Raw genomic sequence first — 18,209 nt, forward strand, 5'->3', positions numbered from 1 at the left:
GTTATCGCTTGTAATAGGGGTGGATCGCGCGTTTGATGCTCTCGGTCATCCCCTCGGAGGTCGCGCCGACCCCGTCGACTTGGTCCTCACGGATGTAGAGGTCCTCCCACTTGCGCCGGCGTTTCTTCACGATCATCACGTCGGGGAGGAACTCCTTGCGGTAGAGCAGGAGGATGAACGCGAGGTCGATGAACACCACCGCGAGGACCCCACCGAGGAACATGTTGCCGAGTTCGATGGTGCCCCAGGCGTTGATCAGCCCGTAGGCGAACAGCCCGACGAAGACCACTTCGACCAGCGTCAGCAGCACGATCGCGATCGCGGCCGCGGTGCTCTCGCGGGCGGGTTCGTAGCGGTGGATGTCGCCGTAGGAGCTTCCGGAGGAGGACATCTCAGTTCCCCCGCTTCGCGTTGGGTGATTCGCCGTACTTCACGAGGAAGAAGGTGTAGACGAGCGAAACCGCCATCATCAACAGGGTCGCGATCCCGACGAAGTGGGCCTGGATCGGCACCCCCATCTCCTCGGGGTCGACCTCGGTCGCGGCGGCGCTGGCGCTCGCACCGCCCTCTTGGACGATGACGGTGCCAACCATGCCGACCCCTTCGTGGGGCGCACAGTGATAGGGGAACTCGCCGGCCTCGGAGAAGGTGTGACTGAACGTGATGTCGTCGCCGTCCTCGGGGGGGCCGGAGTTGAACGCGCCGTCGTCGGCGACGACGTTGTGCGCGCCGCCCTCGCCGGTCCACTCCCACGTCACGGTGGTTCCGGGCGCGACGGTGAGTTCCTCGGGGTCGAACGACAACCCCGAACCCGAACCCACCGCCACCGTCTCCGAGCCACCGCCACCCCCGCTCGCGTTGCCGCCGCTCTCTTGGGCGGCGACGGTTCCGGTGGCGGCGGCTGACCCGCCCGCGACGGCGCTCGTTGCCACCAAGAAATCCCGCCTGTTCATACGTGATCGACCACAGGGCCGGGCTCGCATAAGTCCACCGGATACGGCCATCGGTCGCTACGCTGACGGGACCGAGTCGTCGGTTTCCTCGGCGTGGCTCGCGGGGTCGGTACGCGGGTCGTCGGCCCCTGCAGGCCGGTCGGATTCACCGTCCTCGTTGCCGTCCCTGTCCCCGTCGGCCGCCGAAGGCGGTTCGCGGTATCGCGCCGGCAGGAACTCGGGGCGGTCGTCCGAGCCGATCGCGCGGAGCCGATTTCGATACTCCTCCGACCGGAACCGGTCCGAGAGCCGTGCGTTCGCGACTTGGAGGAAGAGCAGGAGGGAGAGGCCAACGAAGATGATCCCGGCCACGGGGGCGAAGATGGTCTCTACCGGGACGACCACCCACGCGAGAACGAGCCCCACGCCCGTGAGAAACTGAGCCGCGGCCACGACCTGTAACATCCGGTTGCCGAGTTCGCCGGTTCCCTCGGGGACGTCGTCGGGGTCGGGAAGCAACTCCCCGTCCGGTGGCGGCGTCGGGATATCGTAGTCGTGCATCGAACACAACGCGACGGTCGGTTTCACGTCCCGAAGCACGGTTCCTCGTCCCTCGACGCTTCCATCGGGGTGGACCACCGCGTAGCCCTCGTCGGAGTACGCGAGCAGCCCGTCGTCGACGCGTTCGAGCCGGGCGAAGACGTCCCGGTCGGCGATCCGGCTCCGGAGGTCGGCTTCGACCCGACGGAGGAGCCCCTCGCCGGTGATCCAGGTTTCGGCGTCGAACGCCGCCTCCCACTCCGCTTCGCTCATCCGGGCCATGTCGCTCGGGCCGAACGAATCGAAGTCGTAGCGCTCGGCGACCTCCTGTCGGAACTCCTCGTCGGTGTCGGCGGCACGAACGTCGGCCTCGTCCGGGTCGTCGGCCCCGTCCGCTGACGGTGGTCGGGAGTCGGCCATCGACTCGCGTAGGTCGCGGGCGGGGTTAGATGTTGCGACCGGGACGGGTTCGGCAAGGCTTTAGCGCCCACGCGATGGAGGTCGTGTATGCTGGGGCTGACCGACGCGGCGATGGCGACGGTCGCCGCGGTCGCGGTCACGGTCAGCCTTCCGTGCTTTCTCTACGGCGCGTGGATAATGCTCGAAGCCGAAGCCGTCACGTGGAGCGTGCTCACCTACCACCTGAAGTTCATCGCCGTCGGGCTCACGCTCACCACGGTGCCGCTGGTGGGTTGGATGCTTCCCCGCCTCGGCGACCAGCTCGGTGGCGCGTCGGTACTCCACGCCTTCCTCGGGCTCCAGGCCTACGCGATGCTAGCGTTCGGTTTCACGGGGATCGTCCGGATCTTCCGGGCGAAGCGCGAGCACAACCTCTATCACGACTACGACGAGGACGTCCTCCTCTCCGAGATCGGCTCCGAACGGATGGACCACTGGCGGGGGCGGCTCCGGATCGGGGTTTTCGGCTACGTCCTGTTCTGGGTGCTGGCCTACCTCGTCGGTATCGCACGCTACGCGCTCCGATACCTCTGACGGCGGCGGGAACTACCGCCGCCGCCGAGAACGACGGTCCAGTCGGGAACCGTCGGGTGATGCCACGAGAACGGCTGCAGCCGGACGCTGCGTTCGACCCCGAGAGGTGGGGACTTGAAAATAGCCCTCGACCGTTCACCGAGTTCGAGCGCCGAAACGGGTCGGAACGATCCGAAACGGCGACCTCACCACGCCTCGCCGCTCGCGAGGTCGACGGCCGAATCGAGCGTCGAGGAGGGACAGATGTCTTCGAGCACGCAGTCCTCACAGTCGGGGTTTCGCGCGGTGCAGGTCGCGCGGCCGTGACTGATGAACAGATGTGTCGAGAGCTGCCAGCGCTCCTCGCGAAACAGATCCATGAGTTCGCGCTCGATCGTTTCGGGTCGGTGTTCCTCGGTGAGCCCGAGCCGGCGCGAGAGCCGCTGGACGTGGGTGTCGACCACCACACCCTCGACGACGTCGTGGGCGTGCTGGAGCACGACGTTCGCGGTCTTCCGACCGACTCCCGGGAGCTCGGTGAGTTCGCCCATCGTGTCGGGCACCTCCCCGTCGTGCTCGTCGACGATCAGCTGGGCCGATTCGCGGATGTAGCTCGCCTTGTTGTTGTAGTACGTGATGGAGTTCAGCGCCTCGGCGAGTTCCTCCTGTGGTGCGTTCGCGAACGCCTCGGGCGAGGGATAAGTCTCGAAGAGGCTCTCGGTGGTCTCGTTCACCCGTTCGTCGGTACACTGCGCCGAGAGGATCACCGCGACGAGGAGTTCGAACCGGGTCGAGAAGTCGAGCGAGATGGTGGTGTCGGGGTACTCGGCTTCGAGCCGGTCGAGCACCGCCGTGGCCTGGGCCTCGCGCGAGTCGAGCGGGGTTCCCATACTCGATAGCCGACCGACCCGAATTTGAGCCGTTCGATCGGAGCGAACCTACGTCGACCGATGTATCTCGCCGGAGCGGTCGTATTCGAGTTCGGTCGCGACGGTCTCGGCGACGTCGGCACCCACCTCCCGCTCGACCAGCCAGAGCGCGAGGTCGATCCCCGACGTGATCCCGCCCGCGGTGAGCACGTCGCCGTCGTCGACCACGCGCGCATCGACCACGTTCGCGTCGGTCTCGCGGAGGTCCGCGAGCGCGCCGTGGTGAGTGGTCGCCGGCCGACCGTCGAGCAGCCCCGCGGTGGCGAGGATCATTCCGCCGGTGCAAACCGCGGCAATCGTGGTACCGTTCTGGTGACGGCGTGCGAGTTCGTCGGGGAGCGCTCCCAGGGATTGGGCCCACGCGCCGCGACCCGCGCGGTCGTTCCAGCCGCCACCGGGGACCACCACGAGGTCGGGGTCGGTCCCGTCGAGCGGTCCCTCGGGTTCGACGACGGTGCCGTGGCTCGCGGTCACGCGCTCCACGGGGTCGAGGGTGCGAAGCGAGACGTCGAACCCGGCCCCGTGGTCGGCGGCGGTGGCGAAGACCTCGTACGGGCCGATGGCGTCGAGTTCGTCGAAGCCGTCGTAGAGGACGACGGCGATGGATTCGATCGGTTGCGCGTCCATGACACTGGATCGTTCAACCGGAGCAAAACCGTTGCCGTCGGATCAGAACAGCACGACCGGCCAGACGTAGGTGAAGAGCAACACGAACAGCCCGGTGAGGACTATCGTCATCAGGACGTTGAGTATCAGCCCCGCCCGGAGCATGTGGGACTGGTTCATGTGGCCGCTCCCGAAGACGATGGCGTTCGGCGGGGTCGCGACCGGGAGCGCGAACGCGAAACTCGCCGCGACGGCCCCGCTGACAGCGAGCACGATGCCGGCGGCGGGTTCCGTAACCCCAAGGGTGCCCGCGAGCACGCCACCGAGCCCGATGAGGATCGGGGCGATGATCGTCGCGGTGGCGGTGTTCGAGGTCATCTCGGTGAGGAAGATGATCGAGAGCACGATCACGCCGACCACGACGACGATGGGCATCCCGACGAGCGAACCGAAGACGGTGTCGGCGAACCACTCGGTCGCGCCGGTGGCTTCGAGCGCGTCCGCGAGCGCGATGCCGCCGCCGAAGAGCAGGATGGTTCCCCAGTCGATGTCCACGAGGTCGTCCCAGTCGGCGGTGTCGGCGAGCACCAGCGCCGGGATGGCGTAGAGCCCGACCATGACGTAGTAGAGGATACCTTCGTGACCCGTGAGCCCGCCGAAGATCGTCGGCCCGCCGTCGGCCCCGAAGACCGTGTTGAAGATGGGGGTCGGGATCAGTCCCTCGAAGAGGAAGCCGAGTCCGCCGAGTACCCACAGCACGGCCGTCACGGTGAAGATGATCGCGACGCGCCGTCCACGGGTGCTGAGTGCGCCCTCCTCGCGGAGGTACTCGCGGGCCTCCTCGCGCGCGCCGCTGACGTCGGAGACGTCGGGCGGGTAGAGCCGGAAGGTGAGGACGTACCAGACGATGGGGAGGGTGATGATCACGACCGGGAGCCCGATGAGGAGCCAGTCGAAGAAGGAGAGTCGGTAGCCGAGGATCGAATTGAGCTGGGCGGCGACGATGGCGTTCGGGGGGCTCCCGATGAGGGTGCCGACCCCGCCGACGCTGGCGGCGTAGGCGGTCCCGAGCAGGGTGGCGATCTGCATGTTCGAGAACGCCTCCCTGTCCTCGCCCTGTTCCTCGATCTCGTCGCGACCGATGACTTGGGCGAGCACCCCGAGCGCGATGGGGGTCATCATCGCCGTGGTCGCGGTGTTCGAGACCCACATCGAGAGGAAGGCCGTGGCGAGCATCACCGCGAGCACGAGCAATCGGGCGGAGGCACCGAGTCGGGCGATCATCCAGAGCGCGATCCGGCGGTCGATGTCGTACTTCTGGAGCGCGTTCGCCAGCATGAACCCGGCGATGAAGAGGAAGATGAACGGGTCGGCGAAACCCGCGAGCGCGGGGTCGAGCGTGGGATAGACCCGGAAAGTCGTCAGCAGTGCGGGGATGGAGAGCGCCGTGACCGCGAGCGGGAGCGCGCCCGAGACCCAGAGCACCGCCGCGAAGTAGGTCGTGGCGACCGCGAACTGGCCGCGCAACGAGAGGCCGGCGGGCGAGGGCGCGAGCGCGATCGCCCCCGCGCCGACGATGGCGACCGCGAACAGGACGAGTCGACCGCCGGCCGTGCCGCGTCCGGGGAGATTCATCCTCGGATGCTCCGAGGGCACCTACCTAAAACTGATGGTCGTTTACGACACCTGGGATTCGGGACGTTTATTCGGGCGTCGGCCGCCCTCTCGGTATGAAAGCCACCGCGCGGGCACATCCGATCCAGGGGCTCGTGAAGTACCACGGGATGCGCGACGACGAGCTTCGCCTCCCCTACCACGACTCGATCAGCGTCTGCACTGCGCCGAGCAAGACCACGACGACCGTCGAGTTCGACGAGAACCTCGACGAGGACTCGTTCGTCATCGACGGCGAGACGGTCGACGGGCGGGGTCGCGAACGAGTCGAGAGCCTGGTCTCGCACGTCCGGGACCTCGCGGACCTCGATGTACCTGTTCGCTTCGAGAGCGAGAACGACTTCCCCACGAACGTCGGCTTCGGGTCGTCGTCGTCGGGCTTCGCGGCGGCGGCGCGGGCGCTCTGTGCCGCGGCGGAGCTCGACCTCTCGCTTCCCGAGGTTTCGACGGTCGCCCGGCGCGGGTCGGCTTCGGCGGCGCGGGCGGTCACGGGCGGCTTCTCCGACCTCCACACGGGCCTCAACGATACCGACTGTCGGTCCGAACGGATCGAGAGCGACCTCGAAGACGACCTCCGGATCGTGGGCGCGCTGGTGCCGGCCTACAAGGAGACCGAGGAGGCCCACCGCGAGGCCGCCGAGAGCCACATGTTCGAGGCGCGGCTCGCCCACATCCACGAACAGCTCGCGGAGGTTCGCGACGCCCTCCGGGAGGGGGACTTCGAACGGACCTTCTCGACCGCCGAGCACGACTCGCTCTCGCTCGCCGCGACCACGATGACCGGCCCCGCGGGCTGGGTCTACTGGCAACCCCGAACCCTCGAGATCTTCGAGACCGTCCGTGACCTCCGCGAGGAGGGCCTCCCCGTCTACTTCTCGACGGACACCGGCGCGAGCGTCTACGTCAACACCACCGTCGAACACGTCGACCGGGTCGAGGAAGCCGTCGCCGATTGTGGTGTCGAGACCCGTGTCTGGGAGGTCGGCGGGCCGGCGCGCGTGCTCGACGCATCCGAAGCTCTCTTCTGAGAAAGTCGGTCACGACCCGATTTTGAATGGGGGCGGCGGGACGGCTGATGCGCGCTCGCGATCGGTGCGAACGGCGGATGAAGTGAGCCGTGAGCCGAGCGAACGAGGAGTGCAGTCGGCTGGGGAGACTCGTGGCTGTCGCGGGGCGGTGTGTGATTCTCTGTTATATCGTGGTCCGTCTGGTACGAACCAGTTGTCAGTCTCATCCCTCGTTTCCGCTGGCTCGTGCCCCGATAACTGATATCGGCTCCGCTACTACCCGTTCGAAGGGTGGTCCCGCCGCTGTTCTTCTTCGATCGCCTGTCGCTTCCCGCGCGTGTACATCAGATAGGCAAAGAGAATAGTCAGCGGAAAGAGTACGATCGCAAGGATCGCGAGCGGCGGAAACGCGAGAAACAGCAGGAACGTCTTCCACGAAACGATAGTGCCGTTCGACATACCGATATCGTACGGCCGCAAGACGAATATGTTTTGCAGAAGCGTAGGAAATTCGGTCATCCCTCCGTCAGCGGGTTATTGGAAGCCGATCCGCCCGCCGCTCCGACCGCGGCCGGGGTCGCTCGCGCCGCCCTTGAACTCGTCCTCCATCTTGTCGTAGTAGTCGAGGATGTCCTCGGTTATCGTCGGACGGACGGATTCGAGCGCCGCGCGGAAGTGGCGCATCTCGACCGTGTTGGCCTCGGGGTCGTCGCGGAGCGCCTGGATCGCGGCCTCGCGCGAGATTGATTCGAGATCCGAGCCGACGTAGCCGTCGGTGACCTCCGCGATCTCGCGCAGGCTGACGTCGGCCGCGAGCGGGGTGTCCTCGGTGTGGATGGTCAGGATCTTCTCGCGACCCTCGACGTCGGGCTGGCCCACCATCACGAGCCTGTCGAACCGGCCCGAACGGATGAGCGCCGGGTCGATCATATCTGGCCTATTGGTCGCCGCGATCACCATCACGTTCTTCATGTCCTCCAACCCGTCGAGCTCGGTGAGGAGTTGGTTCACCACGCGCTCCGAGACGTTCGAGCCGACGTCGCCACCCCGGGCGGGCGCGAGGCTGTCGAGCTCGTCGAAGAAGATCACCGTCGGGGAGACCTGCCGGGCCTTCTTGAACGTCTGACGGATCGCCTTCTCCGATTCGCCGACCCACTTCGAGAGGAGCTGTGGCCCACGAACCGAGATGAAGTTGGCATTGGTCTCGTTGGCGACGGCCTTCGCCATCAGGGTCTTCCCGGTTCCGGGTGGCCCGTAGAGCAACACCCCGGCGGGCGGTTCGATCCCGAGCCGGGAGAACCGCTCGGGGTTCGAGAGCGGCCACTCGACGGACTCCTTGATCTCACCCTTCGCGTCGTCGAGTCCGCCGACGTCGCCCCAGGAGACCTTCGGGAGTTCGACCAGCACCTCGCGCATCGCGCTCGGGTCGACCCCGCCGAGCGCGCCCTCGAAGTCCGCGCGCTTGATTATCATCCGGTCGATGAGGCTCGGCGGGATCGACTCCTCGTCGAGGTCGATCTCCGGGAGGTACCTCCTGAGGGCCTTCATCGCCGACTCCTTCGTCAGGGATTCGATGTCGGCCCCGACGAACCCGTGGGTCTCGTCGGCGAGGTGTGAGAGGTTCACGTCGTCCGAGAGCGGCATCCCGCGGGTGTGGATCTGGAGGATCTCCTCGCGGCCGCGTTCGTCGGGCACGCCGATCTCGATCTCGCGGTCGAACCGACCGGGGCGACGGAGCGCGGGGTCCACCGAGTCGACCCGGTTGGTGGCGGCGATCACGATGACCTGGCCACGGCTTTCGAGCCCGTCCATCATCGTCAGGAGCTGGGCCACGACTCGCCGTTCGACCTCCCCGGTGACGTCCTCACGCTTGGGCGCGATCGAGTCGAGTTCGTCGATGAAGATGATCGCCGGGGCCTCCTCCGAGGCGTCCTCGAAGATCTCCCGGAGCTGCTGTTCGCTCTCCCCGTAGTACTTCGAGATGATCTCCGGGCCCGCGATCGAGAAGAAGCTCGCGGAGGTCTCGTTGGCGACGGCCTTCGCGAGCAGGGTCTTGCCCGTGCCGGGCGGGCCGTGGAGCAGCACACCCTGGGGCGGTTCGATCCCCAGCTTCTGGAAGATCTGGGGGTGTTTCATCGGCAGCTCGACCATCTCGCGGACGCGCTGGATCTCGCTCTGGAGCCCGCCGATGTCCTCGTAGGTGATCCCGCCGCCGGTCTTCTCGAAACCCGAGATCGGCTCCTCGCGAAGTTCGACCTCCGTGTCCTCGGTGACGAGCGCCACGGCGTTCGGCTGGGTCTCGACGGCGATCAGCGGGATCGCCTGTCCTGGCGAGCGCATGAACGGGTGGTTGGTCGAGCTCATCACGGGCACGATGTCGCGTTCGACGACCGGTCGTTTCAGGATCTGGCGTTTGACCATCCCCGCGGCGTCGCTGCCGAACTGCACCGATGCATCCTTCGGCGGCGCGAGCACGAGCTTCTCGGCCTTCTCGGTCTCGGCCTTCCGGATCTCGACGCGCTCGCCGATGCTCACGTCGGCGTTCTGCCTGGTGAAACCGTCGATACGCACGGTGTCGGTGTTCCAGTCCTGTCGATCCGCGCGCCAGACCTTCGCGGCGGTGGTGTCGCCGCCTTCGATCTCGATGATGTCGCCCGGCGAGAGCTTGAGATGCAGCAGGGTGTCGGGGTCGAGGCGGGCGATGCCCCGGCCCGAATCGTTCGGGTAGGCCTTCGCCACCTCCAGTTGGACTTCGTTCATGGTCGGGAGGGGATACCACCCATCGGGTGTTGGCGGAGTTATGCCTTTTGCCTATCCCGACCCCTCACCCGAGCGACCGGACGGTTTTTCGCCCCCGCCGACCCCCATCCGATATGCGAACGCTGGCTTTCGACGGGCGGATGGGCGCGAGCGGCGACATGGTCTGTGCGGCGCTGGTCGCCGCGGGCGCGGAGCCCAGCGTGCTGGAGCCCGTCGAAGAGATACTCGACGCCCACTATCGGATCGGAACCACGGAGAAGAACGGGATCGCCGCGACGACGGTCGACGTGCTTCTCGACAGCGAGGATCGGAACCAGGACGAGCACGGACACGACCACTCGCACGACGGCCACGACCATTCTCACGAAGAGCACAGCCACGAGCACTCGCATGGCGACCACGCACATGGCGACCACGACCACGCACACGGCGACCACGACCACACCCACGGCGACCACTCCCACGACGGACACACCCACGCGGAGGGCGCGGGTCCGTCCCGGAGCTACGCCGAGGTGGTCGAACTGGTCGAATCGATGGGACTCCCCGCCGGCGTGGAGGCCGACGCGAAGGCGATCTTCGAGGTCCTCGGACGGGCGGAGGCCGCGGTCCACGGCACCGACCTCGACGAAACCCACTTCCACGAGGTCGGCGCGGACGACGCGATCGCGGACGTGGTGGGCGCGGCGCTGCTCCTCGCCGACCTCGACGTCGAGCGCGTGGTGACGACCCCGGTCGCGACCGGCGGTGGCGAGGTCGGGATGAGCCACGGGGTCTACCCGATCCCGGCTCCCGCCGTGGTCGAGGTCGCCGAACGTGCGAGTTGGGCGCTCCGCGGCGGGCCGGTCGAGGCCGAACTCCTCACCCCGACGGGCGCGGCGATCCTCGCCCACTTCGCCGAAGGCGTCGAACGGCTCCCGACGCTCGACGTCGACGGGGTGGGCTACGGTGCCGGTGACACGAACTTCCCCGAGCACCCCAACGTGCTCCGCGCGCTGGTGGGCGAGGAGCAGGGGAGCCTCGTGCCCGACGAGATCCGGGTGCTCGAAACCACGCTCGACGACGCCACCCCCGAACTCCTCGGTGGGCTCCACGAGCGCCTGAAGGCGGCGGGTGCGCGCGACGTCTCGGTGTTCCCCACGACGATGAAGAAATCCCGACCCGGCCACCTCGTTCAAGTCATCGTCAAACCCGAGGACGTCGAGCGGGTGGCGCGAAAGCTCGCCGTCGAGACCGGCACCCTCGGCGTGCGCGAGACCGGCGCGCGCCACCGCTGGATCGCCGAGCGCGCCTTCGAAACCGTCGAGATCGAAATCGACGGGACGGCTCACGAGGTCACGGTGAAGATCGCCAGTGATACCGAAGGTAGCGTCTACGACGTGAGCGCCGAGTACGACGACGCGGCCGCCGTCGCCGCCGAAACCGGGCTCCCGATTCGAGAAATCATGCGGCGGGCGGAGAACGTGGTTCGAGAGTAGCGCTCACTGCTTCTCTCGCCACGCTCGACGCGCATCGAGCGCCGGCTGATGGAAATCGAGCGTCCATTCTGGCACCTCTTCGACGTCCCAGTAGTCGAGTGCTGCCCCTTCGTTGGACAACTGGAGCGTGCCACCGGTCGCGCGACAGAGGTAGAGTAGCAGTACGTGTCCGTGTGGATTGAGCGGGTTCGGGTCCATGAAGTAGGCGTCGACCACTTCGACCGTCTCCACCGTGAGACCCGTCTCCTCTCGCGTCTCGCGTACCGCCGTTTCGTCCGGCGGTTCGAGCGGCTCGACCGCCCCACCGGGGATGTCCCACGTCCCGGCGACGTACGTCGAACCCTCGGGACGTTGCATCAGTAGTATGCGTCCCTCGTCGTCGAAGATTGCGGCTTTGACCCCGACGTTCGGCGTGGCGTAGCCGAGGTTCGCCGCGAGCCGCTCTCTGGTCTCCTCGGGTGGCAGCTCGACGGTTTCGGCGTAGTACTCGCCAACGAGTTCGAGCATCCGCTCGTAGCGCTCCCGGTCGTAGGGGTCCTCGACGAAGAACAGCCCCGCTTTCGCCATCACTCGAAGCTCGTCGAGCAACGGCAGAATATCGACGGTCTCCGATTCGTCCGTCATGGCTCCCGATGCTCCGCGAGCGCCTCCTCGATGCTCAACTCGCCGGTGGCCACCCGGCGCGCGAGCACCTCGTCGATCTCCCGATTCGTAGGGGAGCGCTCGCGCGAACGCGCCTTGATGACGTCGAGTTCGCCCGCCGTGGGTTCGACCGTGCGCTGGGTGACGCGCTCGCCCGCGAGCCGTGCGATGTTGACGGCGGCGAGCACGTCGCCCATCCCGCGCGCCCCGGTGCCGAGGTGCGGGGTCGTCCCGGTCTCGTCGACGAGCTCGACGGGCATATCGAGGTCGTCGATCAGCGACGCGCCGACGAGCCGTGCGCCGTCGCCGATCCGCACCACCGGGTCCACCGCGCCCTCGACTTCGTCCTCGATCACCGCGGCGGCGTCGGCGACCGGCACCTGGAACGCCGCGACACAGACCTCGCCCGAGAGCACCGCGATCCCGGGTTTGTTCCCCGGGTCGACGCCGATCACCGTTCGACCCCCGTCGCGTACGACCGACAGCGCCGCATCGACCCCTCTCCGCGGCGCGTCGGGGTCGGCCCGCACGAGGTCGATATCGGTCGCGTCGTCGGGTCGCGGGTCCTCGTCCGCGCCCGCGATCACGACGCGGGTCCGTTCGGGGAGGTCGTCGCCGGGCTCGACGGTGGTGAAGGTGACCCCGCGGTCGCGGAGCTCGGCGACGACCCCGTGGTAGAGCGCGAAGTCGGTGGTGGCGACGACGATCACGTCCCGCGATCCGACGCCGGGACGCATAAATTCCGACCCTCGCGGACGCGATCACTTTTGGTGGGTGGGGGAGAAGCCCGCCCGTGAGCGACCCGATCCCGACGGGCTGTCCCCCGCTCGACGACCTCCTCGGCGGCGGTCTCCCGCGCGGAACCGTCACCCAGGTCTACGGTCCGCCCGCCGCCGGCAAGACCAACCTCGGGCTGTCGGCGGCCATCGAGACCGCCGTGGCCGGCGAGACGAGCTACTACATCGACACCGAGGGACTCTCGGTCGACCGATTCGAGCAGCTCGCACGGGCACGCTCCGACGACGTCGAGACGCTCTCGTCGCGGATCGTGATCGCCGAGGCGCTCGACTTCGAGGAACAGGAAGAGGCCGTTCGGGACGCCGAGGAGCTCGCCGAGCGGGCCTCGCTGATAGTGCTCGACAGCGCGACCGGCTTCTACCGGCTCGAACGCACCGCGAACGACGACGGCGAGGCGCTCCGGCGGGTCGGCCGCCAGGTCACCCACCTGCTCTCGCTCGCGCGTCGATACGACCTCGCGGTGCTCGTCACGAACCAGGTGTTCGCCGACCCCGAGTCCGAATCGGGCCGCCCGCGTGGACTGGGCGGCAACACCCTCGCCCACCTCACCGGTGTCATCCTCCGATTCGAGCGGTTCCGGGCGGGGAACCGCCGGGCGACGCTCGAGAAACACGCGGCGAAGCCCGCCGGCGACACCGCTCGGTTCGCGATCACGGGTGCGGGGCTCGAAGCCGTCGAAGAAGAGGCGTGATCAGTTCGCGCGCGCCGGGACCGGTGCGACCGCGATGTCGGATTCCGTCGCGTTGCCGGCCGACGAGTTGCCCGAGGAGCTGTTCCCCGAGGCGTTACCCGACGAACCGCTGTTGAGGCTGTTGCCGCTCTGACGCTGCTGTTGGAGCCACGACTGGTACTCGTTCTGGGGGAGCACCGTCATGTTGGCGAGCATCCGCGAGTGGCCCGACCCGCAGTACTCCGCACAGTAGAGCTGGAAGCTCCCGGTCTGGGAGATGTTGGTCTGGATCGTGTCGTACTGCCCGGGGATGGTGTCCTGTTTCAGCCCGAGCGCTGGGACGTGGACCGCGTGGAGCACGTCGTCGGAGATCACGTGGAGGTAGACCTCGGTGTTCGCGGGGACCACCAGCGTGCCGGAGGAGGTGACGTTGTCGTCGGGATAGTTGAACGTCCAGCCCCACTGGTAGGCCCTGATCTCGACCTGCGCCGCGTCGGGTTCGGTCGGGGCGACCGCGCCCGAGACGTCGGGTTGTGTCACGGCGGGCTGTATCTGCTGTTGGGCCTGCACACCGTCGTCGGACGGCGCGACGTAGGGGCTTCCCATCACGAGGAAGGAGCCGAGACCGACGAACAGCAGGATGACCGCGGTGGCGACCGTCCACGTGATCTCGAGGCGGCGGTTCTCGCGGGTCGGCGTCGGGTTGTCGTTGTTCCGGTACTTCCAGACGGTGTAGATCAGGATACCCTCGACGAGGATCGTGATCGGGACCGCGACCCAGAGGAGCTTGCCGTTGAGGCCGTTGATGAGCTCCTCGTTGATCGAGGACTGCGCCAGCACCGGCTCGGTCGCGGCGAGAAGAAGCGCGACCGCGAGGGCGGCACAGAGCCCGATGCGCTTTCGGTTCATCTATCGTTGCCTCCGATTGTGGGGCATAAATACCTGCTGACTCCCCGCCCGGTGGCCGAAAGCGCGGAGCCTAAGTACGGCCGCAGCGAACCTCGGGTCGAACCATTCCATCGTGACTCTCGAGAGCTCTACCGGCCGCGAACGGGTGACGACGCTGCTCGCGTTCGCCGTCATCGGCGTCTATCTCCTCATCGTCATCGGCGCGACGACGTCGCTCACCAACGCCGCCGGGGCGTGTTCGACGTGGCCGGCCTGCGGCACGAACCTCGACGACACCCGGCTCCTGATCGCGTGGGGCCACCGGATCGCCGCGCTCGTGGTCGGGCTGGTCGTGCTCGCGGCGGTCGTCGCCGCGTGGCGCGCCGAGGTCCCCGGTCGGGCGAAGGCCGCGCTCGCGGTCCCGCTCGTCGGCTACCCGGTCCAGATCGGCATCGGTGCCCTCGCCGCCACCACCACCATCGGCTGGATAACGAACCTCCACCTCCTGTTCGGGATGGCGATCTTCGCCGCCCTCGTCGCCGCGCTCGCCTGGACCCTCGAAACCGTCCCCGAGCGCTCACCGGTCGATTCGACTCCCGCAGAACCCCCGGAAGCTGCCCCGTCCGCCACCGAACCGCCCGCGACGGCTGCTGAACCGTCCGCGACGACCACCGAATCGGCTTCCTCCGGGACCGTTGCCGCCACCGATACGACGACCCGACCGGGACGGCTCTCGCGACTCAAGACGCTCGCTGGGGCGTACTTCCAGCTGATGAAGCCCCGGCTGATGTGGCTGCTCTGTCTCGTCGCGGCCGCCGGGATGGCGCTCGCGGCGGGGCCCGCGCTCGACGCCACCACGGTCGTCTCGGTCCTCCTCGGTGGCGTGCTCGCGATCGGCGCGAGCGGCACCTTCAACCACGTCCTCGAACGTGACATCGACCGTCGGATGAACCGGACCGCCGACCGACCGCTCGCCACCGACGAGGTGGGGGTCCGCAACGCCATCGGCTTCGGCGTGGTCCTCGCGGTCGCCTCGCTCGCGATATTCTCGACCGTGAACCTCCTCGCCGCCGCGCTCGGGCTGTGTGCGATCCTCTTCTACAGCGTGATCTACACCCTCGTGCTCAAACCCAACACGGTCCAGAACACGGTCCTCGGTGGCGCTGCGGGCGCGCTGCCGGCGCTCATCGGCTGGGTCGGCGTGACGGGAAAGATCGGCGTGCCGGGTCTCGCGCTCGCGGGCGTGATCTTCCTCTGGACGCCAGCGCACTTCTACAACCTCGCGCTGGCGTACAAGGACGACTACGCGCGCGCCGACTTCCCGATGATGCCCGTCGTGCGCGGTGACCGCCTCACCCGCAAACACATCGTCTGGTACCTCGCGGCCACCCTGCTCGGCGCGAGCGTTCTGTCGGCCGTCACCTCGCTCGGCTGGCTCTACGCGGGCGTGACGGTGGCCTTCGGTGGGCTCTTCCTCTGGGCGGTGGTCGGCCTCCACCGCGAGCAAACCGAACAGGCCGCCTTTCGGGCGTTCCACGCCTCGAACGCCTACCTCGGCGCGCTGCTGTTCGCCATCGTCGTCGACGCCATCCTGCTATGAGCCACTCCCCGTTGGCCCGCGAGCGCCTCGCCCGATTCCGCCCCGAGCGCGGCACGCTCCTCTGGGGTGCAGTGATACTCAACGCCGAACTCCTCGCGGTCCTGCTCTACGTCGCGCAGCCCTCGGTTACACCGACCGCGTTCCAGTACTACGTCTACCCGTTCGTCTGGATCAACGTCGGGCTCTGGGCGCTGTGGCGAACCCGCCCGCGGGCGGCGGACCGCCGTCGGAAACTCCTCGTCGGGGGGCTCGCCGTGGCCTACTTCGCGGTGCTGGCCTACGCCGGCGGGCTCGTCGGTCCGGGGATGGGTTCGATGGCGACCGGGTTCCGGCTCGCACCCCTCCCGCCCGGACTCGGCCCCGCGCTGGTCTACAGCGGCGCGTCTGTCCAGTTCGCGCTGTTGCCCTACAAGGTCGTGGGCTATGTCGCGCTCGCGTACCTCGTCTACGCGACCGCCCTCGACGTCTCCGGGTCGGCCGTCTCGGGGATATTGGGACTGTTCTCGTGTGTGAGCTGTACCTGGCCCGTCATCGCCTCGGTCGTCAGCGGTGTCGCGGGCAGCTCGTCGGCGGTCGCGGGCGCGGCGCTCACCAGTTCCTACGGGCTCTCGACCGTCGTCTTCGTCGTCACCGTCGGGCTGCTCTACTGGCGGCCGTTCGGTGACCGATAGCGACGACAGGGCTAACCCCGCGGCGCTTCGAGGGGATCCATGACCGATGTCGAGATCGAATACTGTGTCCCGTGTGGCTTCCTCGACCGTGCCGAGGCGATCCAGCACGCCCTCCTCACGAGTTTCGGCGACCGACTGGACAGCGTCGCGCTCGTCACCGGCGACCACGGCGTGCTCGAAGTCCGCGTCGACGGCGAAGTGGTTTTCGAGAAGGCGGAGGACGAGTACGACGTCGACGGCATCGTTCGCGAGGTCCGCGGCCACCTGACCTGAGCCACGACCAGTCAGGACGACGACACTCCGCCGGCGGAACGCAACCGCTTAAGCCGCGGCGAGGTTCGGGTTCGACATGCCAGCGGCTCTCCTCGCCGACGGCGTTCGTCGGGAGTACGGCGATACCGTGGCGCTCGATGGGGTCTCGCTCTCCATCGATGCCGGCGAGGTGTTCGCGCTCGTCGGGCCGAACGGCGCGGGCAAGACCACCCTGGTCCGTGCCCTGACCGGCACGACCGACGTCGACGGCGACGTCTCGGTGTTCGGCGAGCCACCCACCGAGGTAGCGCGGACGCGCCTCGGGGTGCTCCCACAGGACTTCTCGCCGGCCGACCGCCTCACCGCACGCGAACTGATCACCTACTACGCGGGGCTCTACGACGACCCGCGCGACGTCGAGACGGTGCTCGACGAGATGGGGCTCGCCGACACCGCCGACACGTGGTACGGCAAGCTCTCGGGCGGCCAGCAGCGCCGGACCTGCGTCGGCGCGACGTTGGTAAACGACCCCGACCTCCTCGTGCTCGACGAGCCGACCACCGGGATCGACCCCGCGGGCCGGCGCGCCCTCTGGGAGCTCCTCGAAGACCTCGCCGCGGGTGGCACTACGATCCTCCTCACCACCCACTACATGGCCGAGGCCGAACGCCTCGCCGACCGGGTCGGCCTCCTCGCCGACGGGCAGGTGGCGGCGGTGGGGACCCCTGGCGAGCTCGTCGGGGAGTACGGCGGGGAGACGCGGCTCGAGATCGAGACCGACGCCGAGCTCGCAGCTCTAGAGTCGACCGACCACCGTGTCGACGCACGCGGCGGACTGCTGGTCGTCGAGGACGTCTCGGCCACCGAGATCAGCGCGGTGGTGGCCGAGCTCGACCGGAACGGGGTCTCCTACGGGGAGCTCGCGTGGCGTCAGCCCGACCTGGAGGACGTCTACCTCGCCGTCACGGGTCAAGCGGTCGGCGGCGGCGGTGACCCCGTCGAGGAGCCGGCCAGGGGTCCCGAGGCGGGGGTGGCCCAGTGACCACGACCGGTCGGGTGCGCGCGGAGTTCACGGCCGCCGGTAAGTCGTTCCTCCGGCGGCGGACCGCGGTGTTCTTCACCTTCTTCTTCCCCGTGCTCCTGATCGTGATATTCGGCGTGCTCGTCGGCACCCAACCGACGGGCGGCGGGTTGTTCTCGAAGGCACCGGGCTACTACGTCCCGGCGTACCTCGCGGTGGTCGTGTTGCTGACGCCGCTCTCGCGGGTCGGGAGCACGGTCGCGCGGTTCCGCGACGGCAGTCGGTTCGAGAAGCTCGCCACCACGCCGCTGACCCGTCCCGAGTGGCTGCTCGCGCACACCCTCGTCAACGTCGTCGTCATCGGCCTCGCGAGCCTGATCATCCTCGTCCTCGTGGTGTTCGTCACGGGCGCGAACATCTCGCTCTCGCTCGCCGTGGTCCCGTTCGTCGCGGTGGCGGTCGCGCTGTTCTGCGGGCTGGGCGCGCTGATCGGTAGTCTCGCGGGCTCGACCGACGGCGTGATAGCCGCGAGCAACGCCATCGGGTTGCCTCTCCTCTTCCTCTCGGAGACGTTCATCTCGCCGGACCTCCTCCCCGGCTGGTTTCGGCCGGTCATGAACCTCTCCCCGCTGACGTACTTCGCGCGTGGCGTGCGGAACCTGACCTTCGCCGACGGGCCGTGGACGTTCGACTTCGTGGTGCTCTGCGCCGTCGCGGTCGTCGTCTTCGCGCTCGGGGCCTACGCCCTCCCGGAAACCGACTGAGCTTT

At 68.0% G+C, this 18,209-nt stretch carries 20 protein-coding genes; 9 read left to right on the plus strand and 11 right to left on the minus strand.

Annotation, left to right across the window (positions count from 1 at the left end):
- Position 1 precedes the first annotated feature (1 nt).
- From D3261_RS04200 to D3261_RS04210, 3 genes are read right to left on the minus strand one after another with little or no spacing between them, the layout of a single operon-like run.
- A complete protein-coding gene (locus D3261_RS04200) occupies positions 2-391 on the minus strand; it encodes a hypothetical protein (RefSeq protein ID WP_120069324.1) in 390 nt (129 codons plus the stop codon).
- A 1-nt stretch (position 392) separates the two neighbouring features.
- The gene (locus D3261_RS04205) at positions 393-953 is read right to left on the minus strand and encodes a plastocyanin/azurin family copper-binding protein (RefSeq protein ID WP_120069326.1); all 561 of its coding nucleotides are present in this window, start codon (positions 951-953) and stop codon (positions 393-395) included.
- A 57-nt stretch (positions 954-1,010) separates the two neighbouring features.
- The gene (locus tag D3261_RS04210; RefSeq protein ID WP_120069329.1) at positions 1,011-1,892 is read right to left on the minus strand and encodes a hypothetical protein; all 882 of its coding nucleotides are present in this window, start codon (positions 1,890-1,892) and stop codon (positions 1,011-1,013) included.
- 87 nt (positions 1,893-1,979) lie between these two features.
- Here D3261_RS04210 and D3261_RS04215 point away from each other — a divergent pair, with 87 nt between their 5' ends.
- Positions 1,980-2,465, plus strand: coding sequence for a hypothetical protein (locus D3261_RS04215; protein ID WP_120069331.1), 486 nt, complete (start codon positions 1,980-1,982; stop codon positions 2,463-2,465).
- Positions 2,466-2,650: 185 nt separating this feature from the next.
- Here D3261_RS04215 and nth read toward each other — a convergent pair whose 3' ends face one another.
- The 3 genes from nth to D3261_RS04230 are packed head-to-tail and all read right to left on the minus strand — an operon-like array spanning position 2,651 to position 5,614.
- A complete protein-coding gene (nth, locus tag D3261_RS04220) occupies positions 2,651-3,334 on the minus strand; it encodes an endonuclease III (protein ID WP_120069334.1) in 684 nt (227 codons plus the stop codon).
- 48 nt (positions 3,335-3,382) lie between these two features.
- The gene (locus D3261_RS04225) at positions 3,383-4,000 is read right to left on the minus strand and encodes a DJ-1/PfpI family protein (RefSeq protein WP_120069337.1); all 618 of its coding nucleotides are present in this window, start codon (positions 3,998-4,000) and stop codon (positions 3,383-3,385) included.
- Positions 4,001-4,042: 42 nt separating this feature from the next.
- Positions 4,043-5,614, minus strand: a complete 1,572-nt coding sequence (locus D3261_RS04230; RefSeq protein WP_120069339.1) for a DASS family sodium-coupled anion symporter — start codon at positions 5,612-5,614, stop codon at positions 4,043-4,045.
- A gap of 95 nt (positions 5,615-5,709) precedes the next feature.
- Here D3261_RS04230 and mvaD point away from each other — a divergent pair, with 95 nt between their 5' ends.
- Positions 5,710-6,681 carry a phosphomevalonate decarboxylase MvaD gene (mvaD, locus tag D3261_RS04235; RefSeq protein WP_120069342.1) on the plus strand — a complete coding sequence of 324 codons (972 nt, stop codon included), beginning with the start codon at positions 5,710-5,712 and terminating at the stop codon, positions 6,679-6,681.
- A 255-nt stretch (positions 6,682-6,936) separates the two neighbouring features.
- Here the strand turns inward: mvaD and D3261_RS04240 are convergent, their stop codons facing one another.
- The gene (locus D3261_RS04240; RefSeq protein ID WP_120069784.1) at positions 6,937-7,119 is read right to left on the minus strand and encodes a hypothetical protein; all 183 of its coding nucleotides are present in this window, start codon (positions 7,117-7,119) and stop codon (positions 6,937-6,939) included.
- Between the two features lie 75 nt (positions 7,120-7,194).
- On the minus strand, positions 7,195-9,420 hold the full coding sequence (locus D3261_RS04245) for a CDC48 family AAA ATPase (protein ID WP_120069344.1): 2,226 nt from the start codon (positions 9,418-9,420) through the stop codon (positions 7,195-7,197).
- 113 nt (positions 9,421-9,533) lie between these two features.
- Here D3261_RS04245 and larC point away from each other — a divergent pair, with 113 nt between their 5' ends.
- A complete protein-coding gene (gene larC / locus D3261_RS04250) occupies positions 9,534-10,898 on the plus strand; it encodes a nickel pincer cofactor biosynthesis protein LarC (protein WP_120069346.1) in 1,365 nt (454 codons plus the stop codon).
- 3 nt (positions 10,899-10,901) lie between these two features.
- On the opposite strand, the gene D3261_RS04255 is transcribed toward larC, so the two are convergent.
- Entirely contained in the window at positions 10,902-11,522 is a 621-nt protein-coding gene (locus D3261_RS04255) for an NUDIX hydrolase N-terminal domain-containing protein (protein ID WP_120069349.1), read from the minus strand.
- A complete protein-coding gene (locus tag D3261_RS04260; RefSeq protein WP_120069352.1) occupies positions 11,519-12,277 on the minus strand; it encodes a hypothetical protein in 759 nt (252 codons plus the stop codon). Before D3261_RS04260 ends, D3261_RS04255 begins: the two co-directional genes overlap by 4 nt.
- Before the next feature lie 56 nt (positions 12,278-12,333).
- Between D3261_RS04260 and radB the strand changes: the two genes are divergently transcribed.
- Positions 12,334-13,029, plus strand: a complete 696-nt coding sequence (gene radB / locus D3261_RS04265) for a DNA repair and recombination protein RadB (RefSeq protein WP_120069353.1) — start codon at positions 12,334-12,336, stop codon at positions 13,027-13,029.
- Here radB and coxB read toward each other — a convergent pair whose 3' ends face one another.
- A complete protein-coding gene (gene coxB / locus D3261_RS04270; RefSeq protein ID WP_120069356.1) occupies positions 13,030-13,917 on the minus strand; it encodes a cytochrome c oxidase subunit II in 888 nt (295 codons plus the stop codon).
- 112 nt (positions 13,918-14,029) lie between these two features.
- Between coxB and D3261_RS04275 the strand changes: the two genes are divergently transcribed.
- From D3261_RS04275 to D3261_RS04295, 5 genes are all read left to right on the plus strand, one after another.
- Entirely contained in the window at positions 14,030-15,496 is a 1,467-nt protein-coding gene (locus D3261_RS04275; RefSeq protein WP_120069358.1) for a heme o synthase, read from the plus strand.
- Positions 15,493-16,167 carry a hypothetical protein gene (locus D3261_RS04280; RefSeq protein WP_120069361.1) on the plus strand — a complete coding sequence of 225 codons (675 nt, stop codon included), beginning with the start codon at positions 15,493-15,495 and terminating at the stop codon, positions 16,165-16,167. The genes D3261_RS04275 and D3261_RS04280 overlap by 4 nt, the downstream gene beginning before the upstream one ends.
- A gap of 39 nt (positions 16,168-16,206) precedes the next feature.
- The gene (locus D3261_RS04285; RefSeq protein ID WP_120069364.1) at positions 16,207-16,440 is read left to right on the plus strand and encodes a SelT/SelW/SelH family protein; all 234 of its coding nucleotides are present in this window, start codon (positions 16,207-16,209) and stop codon (positions 16,438-16,440) included.
- Positions 16,441-16,516: 76 nt separating this feature from the next.
- Positions 16,517-17,461: an ABC transporter ATP-binding protein gene (locus tag D3261_RS04290; protein WP_120069367.1), complete on the plus strand. Its 945-nt coding sequence runs from the start codon at positions 16,517-16,519 to the stop codon at positions 17,459-17,461.
- Positions 17,458-18,204, plus strand: a complete 747-nt coding sequence (locus D3261_RS04295; RefSeq protein ID WP_120069369.1) for an ABC transporter permease — start codon at positions 17,458-17,460, stop codon at positions 18,202-18,204. The genes D3261_RS04290 and D3261_RS04295 overlap by 4 nt, the downstream gene beginning before the upstream one ends.
- The last annotated feature ends 5 nt before the right edge of the window (positions 18,205-18,209 follow it).

This window comes from Halococcus sp. IIIV-5B (genome assembly GCF_003602035.1).
Classification (GTDB): Archaea; Halobacteriota; Halobacteria; order Halobacteriales; family Halococcaceae; genus Halococcus; species Halococcus salsus.